Origin of the sequence: Enterococcus sp. PF1-24 (genome assembly GCF_029893325.1) — a bacterium.
GTDB lineage: Bacteria > Bacillota > Bacilli > Lactobacillales > Enterococcaceae > HY326.
The window spans coordinates 25918-38276 of sequence record NZ_JARXWL010000027.1 but is presented as its reverse complement, the minus strand read 5'-3'; the positions used below and the strand labels follow the sequence as shown (position 1 = coordinate 38276).

12 protein-coding genes and 1 pseudogene are annotated in these 12359 nt (G+C 36.2%); 11 read left to right on the top strand and 2 right to left on the bottom strand.

Features of this window, described 5'->3' with window-relative positions; all coding sequences use genetic code 11:
- From M2139_RS11430 to M2139_RS11420, 3 genes and pseudogenes are all read left to right on the top strand, one after another.
- Positions 1 to 582: pseudogene (locus tag M2139_RS11430) on the top strand (oxaloacetate decarboxylase subunit alpha); the annotation flags it as partial.
- 106 nt (positions 583 to 688) lie between these two features.
- Positions 689 to 1039, top strand: a complete 351-nt coding sequence (locus tag M2139_RS11425; RefSeq protein ID WP_280738953.1) for a hypothetical protein — start codon at positions 689 to 691, stop codon at positions 1037 to 1039.
- 187 nt (positions 1040 to 1226) lie between these two features.
- The gene (locus tag M2139_RS11420; protein WP_280738954.1) at positions 1227 to 2780 is read left to right on the top strand and encodes a TPM domain-containing protein; all 1554 of its coding nucleotides are present in this window, start codon (positions 1227 to 1229) and stop codon (positions 2778 to 2780) included.
- A 337-nt stretch (positions 2781 to 3117) separates the two neighbouring features.
- Here M2139_RS11420 and M2139_RS11415 read toward each other — a convergent pair whose 3' ends face one another.
- Positions 3118 to 4023, bottom strand: a complete 906-nt coding sequence (locus M2139_RS11415) for an L-lactate dehydrogenase (RefSeq protein WP_280738955.1) — start codon at positions 4021 to 4023, stop codon at positions 3118 to 3120.
- Between the two features lie 167 nt (positions 4024 to 4190).
- On the opposite strand from M2139_RS11415, the gene M2139_RS11410 reads away from it, so the two are divergent.
- The 7 genes from M2139_RS11410 (at position 4191) to M2139_RS11380 (ending at position 9884) form a co-directional block, all read left to right on the top strand.
- The gene (locus tag M2139_RS11410; protein ID WP_280738956.1) at positions 4191 to 5504 is read left to right on the top strand and encodes a putative DNA modification/repair radical SAM protein; all 1314 of its coding nucleotides are present in this window, start codon (positions 4191 to 4193) and stop codon (positions 5502 to 5504) included.
- Positions 5494 to 6246, top strand: a complete 753-nt coding sequence (locus M2139_RS11405; protein ID WP_280738957.1) for a TIGR03915 family putative DNA repair protein — start codon at positions 5494 to 5496, stop codon at positions 6244 to 6246. The genes M2139_RS11410 and M2139_RS11405 overlap by 11 nt, the downstream gene beginning before the upstream one ends.
- Before the next feature lie 67 nt (positions 6247 to 6313).
- A complete protein-coding gene (locus tag M2139_RS11400) occupies positions 6314 to 6718 on the top strand; it encodes a hypothetical protein (protein WP_280738958.1) in 405 nt (134 codons plus the stop codon).
- A complete protein-coding gene (locus M2139_RS11395) occupies positions 6690 to 6941 on the top strand; it encodes a CPCC family cysteine-rich protein (RefSeq protein WP_280738959.1) in 252 nt (83 codons plus the stop codon). The genes M2139_RS11400 and M2139_RS11395 overlap by 29 nt, the downstream gene beginning before the upstream one ends.
- A gap of 570 nt (positions 6942 to 7511) precedes the next feature.
- Positions 7512 to 8828 (top strand): HAD family hydrolase, encoded by a 1317-nt coding sequence (locus M2139_RS11390; protein WP_280738960.1) that lies wholly within the window; start codon positions 7512 to 7514, stop codon positions 8826 to 8828.
- A 27-nt stretch (positions 8829 to 8855) separates the two neighbouring features.
- On the top strand, positions 8856 to 9413 hold the full coding sequence (locus M2139_RS11385; RefSeq protein ID WP_280738961.1) for a sugar O-acetyltransferase: 558 nt from the start codon (positions 8856 to 8858) through the stop codon (positions 9411 to 9413).
- 99 nt (positions 9414 to 9512) lie between these two features.
- Positions 9513 to 9884: an NUDIX domain-containing protein gene (locus M2139_RS11380; protein ID WP_280738962.1), complete on the top strand. Its 372-nt coding sequence runs from the start codon at positions 9513 to 9515 to the stop codon at positions 9882 to 9884.
- A 120-nt stretch (positions 9885 to 10004) separates the two neighbouring features.
- Here the strand turns inward: M2139_RS11380 and recQ are convergent, their stop codons facing one another.
- Positions 10005 to 11771, bottom strand: a complete 1767-nt coding sequence (recQ, locus tag M2139_RS11375; protein ID WP_280738963.1) for a DNA helicase RecQ — start codon at positions 11769 to 11771, stop codon at positions 10005 to 10007.
- Positions 11772 to 11979: 208 nt separating this feature from the next.
- On the opposite strand from recQ, the gene M2139_RS11370 reads away from it, so the two are divergent.
- The gene (locus tag M2139_RS11370; protein WP_280738964.1) at positions 11980 to 12306 is read left to right on the top strand and encodes a hypothetical protein; all 327 of its coding nucleotides are present in this window, start codon (positions 11980 to 11982) and stop codon (positions 12304 to 12306) included.
- The last annotated feature ends 53 nt before the right edge of the window (positions 12307 to 12359 follow it).

Here is a 12359-nt window from a genome sequence, read left to right as displayed (position 1 = left end):
TTCAACCCAATTCGTGATCGTTTCCGTAACGAAGGGCTTTTAAATCCGAAAGTCAAAGATGTGGAACCCAAAACTTTAATTTATCAAGTGCCTGGTGGGATGTTATCTAACTTATTAAGTCAGTTAACTGAACAAGGTTTACAAGATAAATATGATGAGGTTTTAGCAGAAGTACCGAAAGTGCGGGCTGATTTAGGTTATCCGCCGTTAGTAACGCCATTATCACAAATGGTCGGGACGCAAGCTTTAATGAACGTGATTTCAGGTGAGCGCTATAAATTGATTCCCAATGAAATAAAAGATTACGTGCGGGGCCTATATGGTCGCCCGCCAGCACCAATTTCTGATGAAATCAAACAAAAAATTATTGGCGATGAAACAGTCGTAACTGTGCGACCAGCTGATTTAATTGCCCCACAATTACCAATTTTTGAAGAAGAAATTAAAGAATATGCTAAATCAATGGAAGATGTTTTAATGTATGCAGTCTTCCCGCAACAAGCCAAAGATTTCTTAGGGCGTCGTGAAGATCGTTTTTACGATGTGCCACTTCAAACCGTTAATGTTAAAATTGACTACTAAGTTTAACTAAACAGGAATAAACAAACCATGATTTTTTCATCATTAAGATGAAGATTGTGGTTTGTTTTTTTGTTACTAAAAATAGAAAGTAAGATGGTATAATAACATGAAAAAAGACATTTTAAAGAGAGCTAGGGGAGAGAAAATGACCAGTTGTAATTGTAATCTCAATATTCATTATACTGCGCCTGATGAAGTTTGGGATAAAATAGCTAAGCTTTATCAAGAAATGCCTGAGTGGCAAGGAATAAAAAATGGCATACCTTATTGGTTTAGCAAGTCTGAAAGTGGAAAATATCTTTGTGCTTCTGTTGAACCAGGTGGATTGCAATTTAGGGGAGAATTAGAGCCAGAAGAGTGGCAACAGTGGCTTACATTATTTAGAAAAAAGGCATCAGACTATTTAGGTTATGAAATTGGTGAACCAGAAGATGGCTATGATTTTGTTTATTACTAAAAAAATTATTGCTCTCTAGGTCTTTAGACTGATAACAAAGCAATTTTTCTTGATTACAATACTGTTACAGTAAATTTACTTTTGTAACGAAAGCCAAGAAGAAAGATTTATCGTTTCTTTTTACAGCTAACTAATAATGAAGGATAGAAGATATCAGTTCTATAAAATGAACTAGGAGGAAAGTATCATGAGAAAACGATTATTATTTGTCAGTATGTTAATAGTAGGATTTGGGATGCTGGGGTTATTTAATAGCGAAGTGGCTTACGGGAAGTCATTTGTTAGTGATCAAGCGGAAGTATTATCTGATGAAACTGAAGCGTATATTAATCAATTGAATGATGATAAATTTGCACAATTGTATGGTGAACCAGAATATGCAGTGATTACTTTGTCTTCTTTAGATAGTGATATTGCTGATGCTGCTTTAGAGTTATTTAATTCTTACGGCATTGGTAAAAAAGCATACAATAACGGTTTATTATTTGTTTTCGCAATTGAAGATCGTGAGTTTCGTTTACAGTATGGTGATGGCTTTGCAAAAGTTTTTGAAGATAGGGATGGCGATGACTGGGTAGACCAAACAGCTAAAGATTTCTTAAAAGCAGAAGATTATGATGCTGCCTTGCGTTATATTTCTGAGCGGGTTTATCAAGAAGTTCAGCAGCTAGATGAAAATCAGGGGTTAGCAAATGTTTACGCTGCCGGTCCAGCTTTTTTAACTGAAAAAGCAGAGAAGAAACGTCAACAGGGAAAAGTTTTATTAACTTTATTCGTTTCTTTATCCGCAATTGTTAGTGGTGGAACGAGTGGTTATTTCTTTTTCAAACAGCAACGAGTTAAAAAAGCTTTTGAAGAGCATCAAGTTATTCCTAGTCATTTGATGAATAGTACTAGTTTTCAATTAAAGGATTTTTATAAATGGGCAAATGTAAATCAAAAAACTTTCAATAAGTTCAAGAATAAAATTGATTGTTTAGCAGGTTTAAAAATGTATTTAGGAGAAGAATATCTCACTTCAATCATTGCTAACGCAGATGTTTTTGATGCCCAAGAAACGAATTTATTGCAAAGAGCCCTTAATAATGGAAGTTTGAAAAACTATTTTGCAGAAGAAATTTTACGCAGTAGTAGTTATCATTTGGCGAATTTTTATGATGAAGTGACTGTGGCAGAAGAAACTTTGTTAGGTTTTGAAAATGCCATGTTGGGTTATTTAAATGAGTATTTGGCAAATTATGATTTTTCTAATGATATTATGGCAGAAAAAGCAGCTTTAATTCCTGAATATCAAAAGCAAGTTAAAAAAACGGCACAACAGACGATTCAAGAGAAAGTTCAGCACGGTGATTATTTAGTATTAGTGTTAATTAGTGGTTTGAGTCGGGAGGATTTAGATGAAAATATTCCGACAGAAGTAGTCAAAATTGTTTCTCGGGTTAAAAATCAAGCGATTTTTATGGTGGATTTGGAGGAAGTTTACAAAGAGCATCCTGAAATGCGAGAACGTTTAGCTAGCTATGATGACGATGATTATGACGATATTATGAGTAGTGTTCACTTTAATGGCTATTCAGCAAGTAGTACCAATCAACTGATGTTGTACACATTACTTTTTAACCAAGCCAATCATCAAGATACTGTGATTGCTGAGGCGCAAGCCAATTCTTCAAGCGGTGGCGATTTCGGTGGTTTTGGTGGCGGGATGAGCAGCGGTGGCGGTGCTTCTGGTAGCTGGTAAAATTAATAGAAATAAAAAAATAGCACGGTGCTCTAAAAGATTAGTCTTTTAGAGCACCGTGTTTTTATGTTTTGCTCGGGTGCAGAGCAAAGTCCGCTTTTCAAATAGATCTAGTTAGCTCTCTTCGGCAAAGTGAAAATAAAATCCGCGGTAAAGAACACTGCTATATTTAATTTGGCACTTTACTCGGATGCATAACAAGTTTCTCCACTTTTCATGGTGTCTAGCTGCATGAGTTTGCACCACTCGACAAAGTGAAAAAGAAATTCACGGTAAAGAACACCGCTAAAATTTATTTTTGCACTTTGCTTGGGTGCAGAGCAACTCACTCCGCTTTTCATATTGCCTCATACATTTCTTTGATGCGTTGAACTGAAAGGTCCCATTTTATTTTTTCAGCGACTGACAATGTTAGATTGTAAGCTTTTATAATTCCGCTGTTGCCAATTAAGCTTGGTTGGCCGATATAGATTTTTTCTGTTTCGGAATAGCTTGAAACAGGGAGGATGAGTTGGGCGTTGGTTAAAATCGCTTTAGCGATTTTAGTTGCTTGATTGGCGATGCCGTAACAAGTATAGACTTTTCCCATAAAAATTCGCCAACCAGCAGCGCGAGCTTCTTCTTCCAAAGCTAGTTGTTCTGTTGCAGTTAATTTTGTTGATAAATCTTGGTTGGCAATCCGAATGGTTGACCAGGCAATAAATTGGGTTTCTCCATGTTCTCCTAAAACGTAGCCATTCACACTATTTGGATGAACTTTTAGAGCAGTGCCAATAGCTTGTTGCATCCGCACGGTATCTAAGGCTGTACCGGTGCCGAAAACTTGATTTTTTGGTAAGCCAGTTAACTCTTGCAAATAACGGACGATGACATCACAAGGATTAGTAATTGATAGAAGTATGCCATTGAAGCCAGATTCTTTAATCTTTGGCGCCCATTCTTCAACAACTTTTTTAGTAAAGTCTAATTCTTCAAAACGATCGGTATCCCCTTGTAATAATTGAATATTTCCCGCAGAAAAAATAAGTAAATCACAATGACCTAATTCCGCTAATTGATTGCCTTTAATGCCCACGGTGGAGGCTTGGCCGATTTGCCCTTGCAATAAATCATTGACTTCCGCCTCAACCAGCCCTTCATTTTTATCGTAAAGAATAATTTCATCAGCGACTTGTTGCTGAATTAAAGTATAAGCAGTTGTGCTGCCTACATGGCCCACGCCGATAATCCCGATTTTTTTCATTAACATCTACCTTCCAATAATTATTTTTATTAGTATAGCATGAAATTTTTAATTAGAAAGGCGTTATTTTGTAATTCGTTTTGACAGAAAGCTATATTTTTGATAAAATCAGAACTCACGTTCGGTATGTATGGAGAACAGATTTTAAGATAGAGTGGAGGATTTTTATGGAACTGTCTAAAAAAATTGCGATTTTGGCTGAGTCAGCGAAGTATGATGTTTCTTGTTCCAGCAGTGGTGTTCAAGAAAATACGCGGCAAGGAAAAGTCGGGAGCACGGAGGTTTCAGGAATCTGTCACTCTTTTACTCCAGATGGTCGTTGTGTTTCTTTGTTAAAATTATTATTTACCAATGCTTGCATTTTTGATTGTCATTACTGTATTAATCGAAAATCCAACCATATTCCGCGGGCAACTTTTACACCACAAGAAGTAGCTGATTTAACGATGGATTTTTATATGCGAAATTATATTGAAGGCTTGTTTTTAAGTTCCGCTATTATTAAAGATGTGGATTACACTTGTGAGCTTTTAATTGAAACCTTAAAAATTTTGCGTCATGAAAAAGGCTTTAGAGGGTATATCCATGTGAAAGCCATCCCAGGTGCTGATGAAAAATTAATTGAGAAATTAGGATTTTTAGCCGATCGTATGAGCGTTAACGTTGAGCTGCCTTCACGAGAAAGTTTGAAATTACTAGCACCAGACAAAAATCCTTATGCTTTGTATAAACCTATGAAACAAATTACTGAAACTAAAAAAGCCCAAAGTTATTTGCCAGCTGTCAGAAAGGGACCTTCATTTGTGCCAGCAGGGCAATCAACACAAATGATTATTGGCGCTTCACCTGAAAATGATCGGGCGATTGTGAAAATTGCAGAAAATCTTTATGGTAAATACGAGTTGAAGCGGGTCTATTATTCGGCCTACATTCCCGTGAACAACGATTCACTATTGCCAGCAGTTACTACTGAACCACCATTGTTGCGAGAGCATCGCCTTTATCAAGCAGACTGGTTGATGCGCTATTATAAATTTAGTGCCGATGAAATTTTATCAGAGGATAAACCGAATTTTAATTTATATTTAGATCCTAAAGCCAACTGGGCGGTGCAAAATTATGAACAATTTCCGGTTGATGTGCAAACCGCTTCCTATGATATTTTATTACGAATTCCTGGTGTGGGGCCAAAAGGAGCCCGCAACATCATGAAAGCCCGCAAATATTATCGGCTGCATTTAGCTGATTTGAAAAAACTAGGCATTGTCATTAAAAGAGCGCAGTATTTTATTACTTGTAATGGGGAATCTGTTTCAGGTTTGATTCACGATCCTGAGTGGGTGATTTCCTCTCTGATTTCTTCCCGGCAATACGAAACTTTAAAAGCTGCCAACACGCAATCTTTAGGAGAGCAGTTGTCTTTATTTGATGTGGAACGTTTTGAACATACGAAAAATAAGGAATTAGCTTATGGCAATTGAAAAAATTGATGAAGTTTGGGAGTATGACGGCAGTTTTGCCGGTTTTTTAACCTTAGTGCAAAAAGCTTTTAAAATCCAGCAGTTTCCTCGTGAAATTTTAAATCCTGAAACGGCTCTGGAAAGTTTATTTTTTGCCAAATGGCTTGAGACTGACGAACAGTTAGCGCAAAAGATTTTTATGCGTTTGCAGCAACGCTTAACGTTTGAAAACTTTGAATTTATTCAAACGGGATTTCATAGCACTTTAATTGGTAAAGAAGTTTATTTGTTAGAAGCGATTGAAATTGCTTTGCAAACCAAAGATTCTTTAGAAAATTTTATCGGTCATCCTGCCGTTTTAGCTTTGCAAAAGAGTATTCGCACGCTATTGGGGGAGGCCCATCAGTTTAAAGGGTTTGTCCGCTTTGAGTATGTAGATCAATATTTATTTAGCAAAATTAAACCGAAGCATTTATCTTTACCTTATATTTGTCCGCATTTTGCTGATCGTTATCCCGGAGAAAGTATTTTAATTTATGATGAAACCCATCGCTTATTGGCAACGATTCAACAGAGGAAGATTGGCTTTTTGGAAGATGTAGACTGTCCTGACTTTGCTACTCAAGAAAAAGAACAGGAGTTACAAGCAGATTGGCGGGTTTTCCTTAAAGCCTTAACGATTGAAGAGCGCATCAATCCAAAACTACAAATGAATCATTTACCATTAAGATTTCGTGGGAATATGGCGGAGTTTAATCACTAAAACTTTCCACAAGTGAAAAGTTACGGTATAATTTTAGCTAGTAATAAATTTTAATAAGGAGCATACTATGGCTAAAAATAAAAAAGTCGTTTCTTTGCTGCTAAGCGTTTTAGTTGTTGCGTTAGGTTGGGGCGGTTATGAGGTTTTAGATACAGATGCTAACACTTCAAGTACAACCAATAATCTGCAACAAGAAATTGTTTATCAATTTTACAATGATGATAAGCTTGCGCAGCATTTTGCAAAGCATAAAGACGAATTTACTGAAATATCTACCGAAGAAGAATATTTGCAAATGGCGAATCAGTTGTTATTATCACAAGATGATGAAATTTTGACAAAACCACAAGATGACGGGGATACCGTCTATTTTGATCAGAGAACCAATGAATTTGCTGTTTTGTCTGATGATGGCGTGATTCGAACTTATTTTATACCAGAAGGTGGCATTAATTATTTCAATCGTCAATAATAAATGGCAGAATAACGAAAATATTCCTTGCCCTTGTTGTGGTTATTTAACGGTTAAAGAAAAATATGATATCTGTCCTCTTTGTTTTTGGGAAATGGATCCTGTTGCGGAGAAATATCCTAATGAGATAATTGGCGCCAATCAGCTTTCTTTGCAACAAGCCAGAGAAGATTTTCAAAAACGTCAGCGTGCAGCAATGCAGAATTTAGATGAAAGTCAGTAAAAAGTTGAAAGAAGCATAAATTGAATCAGCAGCTTAGCTGCTGATTTTTTTGTTTTGATTGGGCATAGAACAACTCTCTTCGCTTTTCGTTTTGTCTAGCTGTGTGGCTTTGCACTTTACTCGGGTGCAGAACAAGCCACTCTGCTTTTTTCTGATTGTCTAGCTGCATGAGCTACCTCTCTTTGATAAAATGATACAAAAATTCGCGGTAGAAAGCACCGCTATAATTTCTTTATGCATTTTACTCGAGAGCTGAACGAGCTCATTCCACTTTTCGTTTGATCTAGCTGCGTGGCTTTGCACCACTCGATAAAGTGAAGAAAAAATTCGCGGTATAGAACACCGCTATAATTTATTCTTGCACTTTACTCAGGTGCAGAACAAGCCACTCTGCTTTTCTCAAAAGAAAGCGGTTGCTGGTTTGCTTTGTTTAGGCTATAATGAACTTTGTAAATATTTACATTTCAAGAGCAATGTGGCTCTGGCAAAACAGTCGTTCAATGATGAATAAGTTAGATTTATCCTAAAATAGATATAGTGCTAAGGCACTAAATAGAGGAGAAGATAACATTGAAAAAGAAAACTGTTTATTTGTCATGTACACTGGCTCTTTTTTTGTTAGGGGCATGTACAACGAAAAAAGAAGAAACTACGAAAACGGAAGAATCTACAACCGTAACTAGCAGCACAGCTACTGAAGAAATTACTATTTTAAGCAAAGGCAATTTTTATGAGCCGAACTACCAAGCCCTTAATCAGCTGATTTTAGATAATGGTGATAAGAGTAGTGATTATGATGAAAAGAATAAGCCTTATGCTGTTTTTGATTGGGATAACACGACCATCATTAATGATATCGGTGAAGCGGTATTTACTTATCAGATTGCCAATTTACGTTTTAAAATGACACCTGATGAGCTGTACAATGCTTTAAAAATGAATATTCCTACTGATGATTTCAGTGAAGATTGGCAAAATAGTGCTGGTGAATCTTTAAATATTGATAAAATGGCAGAAGATATTAAAGCCAGTTACACTGTTATTTATGATGCTTATACTGAATTTGCGGGAGAGCAATCTCTTGAAGAAGTGAAAAAAACGGAAGAGTATCTTGATTTTGCTGCCAAGTTACGCTATTTATACGAAGCAATTGGCGATTCTTTTAGTTCTGATATCAGCTATCCTTGGGTAACCTATTTATTTACGGGCATGACTTCAGAAGAAGTGCAAAGCTTATCAAAAGAAGTAATTGACCAAGCATCTACACAAGAATTGCGTAAAGTTACTTGGAAAAGTTCTACATCTTTAGAAACAAAGGCTGGTCAAATCGAAATTTCCTTTAAAGAAGGTATTCGCTTAGTTCCAGAAATGCAAGATTTATATCAAAAATTGCAGGAAAATGGTATTGAAGTTTATGTTTGTTCGGCCTCCTACATTGATGTGATTATTCCTTTTGCCACTGATGAAAGTTATGGTTATGGCGTTCCTGAAGAGCATGTTTATGCAATGCAATTGCAAAAAGCTGATAATGTCATTCAATCACAACTGAACGAGGAATTTTTCCAAACACAAGGGGAAGGCAAAACCCAAACGATTAAGAAATTTATTGCACCAAACCATGGTGATGCAGGGCCAATTTTAGTTGCTGGCGATAGCAATGGCGATGTAGCTATGCTAAGTGATTTTCCCGAAATGAAAGTTGGCTTAATTTTTAACCGTGGAAAAGATGGCGGAATTGGTGAACTATGTCAAACAGCTGCTAAAACTGAAGGCACAGCCGAGCAACGCTACTATTTACAAGGTCGAGATGAAAATTTAGGCACTTTAATTCCAGAAACCGAAACAATGTTATTAGGTGCTGATGAATTGACGGTGACTGAAAAATAAATAGAAACTAAAGGAGAAGAGAGCAACATGGAAACTGCTGAAATTAAACGACGCATGGACAGTGGTGAAATCTATCAGGAAAATGAAGAAATTGGCAAAGAACAACTGATTTATTCTGAATTATTGTATGATTTCAATCAAATTCGCCCAAGTAATCATGATGAAAAACGCAATGTTTTAGAAAAATTACTGGGTAGTTTTGGTGAGGATAGCTATATTGTGCAGCCTTTACGAGCGAATTGGGGAAAGAATACTTATATTGGTAAAAAAGTCTATGCTAATTCCAATTTAACTTTAGTAGATGATACTCGAATTGAAATTCATGATTCTGTGATGATGGGGCCAAATGTCGTGCTGGCAACAGCAGCCCATCCTTTAGAGCCCGCTATACGAGTAAAAGGCGCCCAATATAATTTACCAATCGTTATCGAAAAAAATGTTTGGTTAGGTGCTGGCGTGATTGTTTGCCCAGGTGTAACCATCGGTGAAAATTCTGTGATTGGTGCAGGTAGCGTCGTAACGAAAGATATTCCCGCTAATGTAGTAGCTGTCGGAACGCCATGTCGGGTGACGAAAACAATTTAAAAATAGACGGGGTAAAAATCAGAAGAAGACTTTTGATTTTTACCTCATTTTTTCAATTTTTTAGAATAAAAAAATTAACGATAGGAGTGAATAAAAATTATGGCGAGAGAACCATTTCAAATTTTAGCAATCCCATGGAAATTTGAAAATGAAGAATACCGATTTGGTGTATTTAAACGAAGTGATTTGAACACTTGGCAATTTGTTGCTGGTGGTGGTGAAAATAGTGAAACTGCTGTACAGACAGTGATTCGTGAAATAAAAGAAGAGCTTGGTATTGCTATAAAAGAAAATGTAATTACCAAATTGGATTCAGTCGGAACAATTCCTAAAATTAATTTTGAAAATCATGAAAATTGGCAAGATATTTTTGTGGTTCCAGAATATGCTTTTGCTTTTGAAATCCTGGATAGTAACGAAATTATTTTAGCAGAAGAACATTCAGAATATTACTTTGGAAATTATCAATAAGTAATGGCAAAGTTAAAGTGGGATACAAATCGAACAGCTTTGTGGGAACTGAACACACGCTTGTTAGAAAAAAGCTATATAAATAAAGAGATGAGGAGGTTCTCATCTCTTTATTGCTTGTTATTCCTTATTCAAATGCTCTTGCATAACCGCTAAAATAGCTTCACCATATTTTTCTAATTTATTTTGCCCGATTCCTTTGATTTGCAAAAGCTCTAAACGAGAAGTCGGCAGTTTTTCGGCTAATTCTTTTAAGGTTGCATCGGAGAAAATAATATAAGCAGGCATATGTTCTTGGCTGGCTAATTGACTGCGTAGTTCTCGCAAAGTTTCAAACAGTTCGTTGCTAAATTCTCGTTGTTGCGCATGAACTTTTTCTTTACGGAAAACTTTTTCTTCCCCTTTTAAAACTTTAATCCCCAATGGTGTAACTTTCAAAATCGGAAATTCCCCAGTATCTTGCGCTAAAAAGCCGGCAGCAATCAGAAAATCCAGTAAACTAGTGACTTCTTTTTGGGTCATTTCTTTTAATAAACCATAAGTAGAAAGTTGGTCAAAGTGAAAATCTTTGACTTTTTGATCTTTTGAAGCGGTCAAAACTTTCATCACCATACTTTTTCCAAAGCGCTCTTGCATTCTTCTGACACAAGAGAGGGCTTTTTGCGCGTTGAGGGTAATATCTTGGGAAACGCGATCGTCTAAGCAATTACTACAGCGTTGACAGTTTTCGGCTTCTTGACCAAAATAGCGTAAAATAAAACGCTCCAAACATAAATCAGTATTGCCATAATGACTCATACTGCGTAATTTTAAGTAATCATTTTGTTTTAACTCATGAGGTTTTTCTGATTTTTCAATAAAAAATTCATGAATCATGGCATCAGCGGGCGAAAATAGTAAAATAGCATCACTTGGTAAACCATCTCGTCCCGCGCGACCGGCTTCTTGATAGTAAGCTTCCATCGTACCAGGGGTTTGCCAATGAATCACAAAGCGGACATTGCTTTTATTGATGCCCATTCCGAATGCATTGGTAGCAATCATAATATGAATCTCGTCATATAAAAATGCCTCTTGATAAGCATTTCTTTCTTTTTCACTTAAGCCCGCATGATATTTTCCCACTTTAAAACCTTCATTTTGTAAATGAACAAATAATTTTTCGACTTCTTTGCGGGTGGAAGCATAAATAATTCCGGAAGCGTGAGGATTTAATTTCAAATATTCAATCAAGTAATTTTTCTTATTTTGATCTTTAATTAATTGGAAATGTAAATTCTGCCGTTGGAAACCAGTGTTGATTTGATTGCTATCAGGAATAGCTAGAAATTGTTTAATATCTTTAGCAACTGTTTCTGTAGCGGTAGCGGTTAAAGCAGCAATCGTTGGCTGACCAGGAAGGTTCGTCAGCATTCGCGCCATTTCTAAATAGCTAGGGCGAAAATCATGTCCCCATTGAGAGAGACAGTGGGCTTCATCTACGGCAATTAAAGCCACGTCAATCTGCTGCAAAATATTTTGAAATTCTGGCATAACAAAGCGTTCTGGGGCAACATACATTAGTTGTAAGTCGCCATTGATTAAAGTGTTTAACCGTTGCTGCATTTGCGGATAACTTAAACTACTATTAATGAATGATGCCGTAATGCCTAACTCGCTAGCAGCATCAACTTGATCTTTCATTAAAGAAATTAAAGGAGAAATAACAATCGTTACTCCCTCTAAAAGAATCGCTGGTAATTGGTAGCATACCGATTTACCACTGCCTGTGGGCATTAAGCCTAAAACATTTTCATGTTGTAAAATTTTATCTATTACTTCAGCCTGACCCGGACGAAATTCCGAATAACCAAAGACATCTTTTAAAACCTGTTGAGGTGTCGGCATAAATAATGCTCCTTAAGTATTAATTTCCCGTCAACAAGATTCTGGCACGGGGTACTTTGTTCATGATAGTATGAAGTTGTCAATAATTCAAATCTTTTTCCGCTTGATAATTAAAAATACGCATAAAAGATTGAAATGAACGAAAAAATAGTAATTTTATTCTTTTTCAAGTAAAATAAATTTAAATAAATAGAGAGCAGGGAAACAGATGACCATTGCAGAATTAGCTATTTTGCAGCAGTATTTTGGGGAAGAAAAAGAATTTATCGAAGATGGCTACTATCGTTTACGTACGTTAAGTGAAAACGAATTTGAGTTAGCCTTTTTAGTACCAGGTTTATGTGGCACCACCAATTATCATCCTAAAATTAATTTGATAGTCACGGGAGATAAAATCACGGCAACCAGTTTAGTCGATTTAGAAGCCACACCAGCAATTTTTATAACAGAAAAAGAAAATAGTCGCGAATTTTTAGCCGAACAACTAGAGTTGCTAAAAGAAAAATTCCTAAACGCTAAAAACTTACAAGTATGAACTAAAAAGCGGAGGGCACTCGTTCAGCTTCCGAATTGTAAAGAAAAGAATTG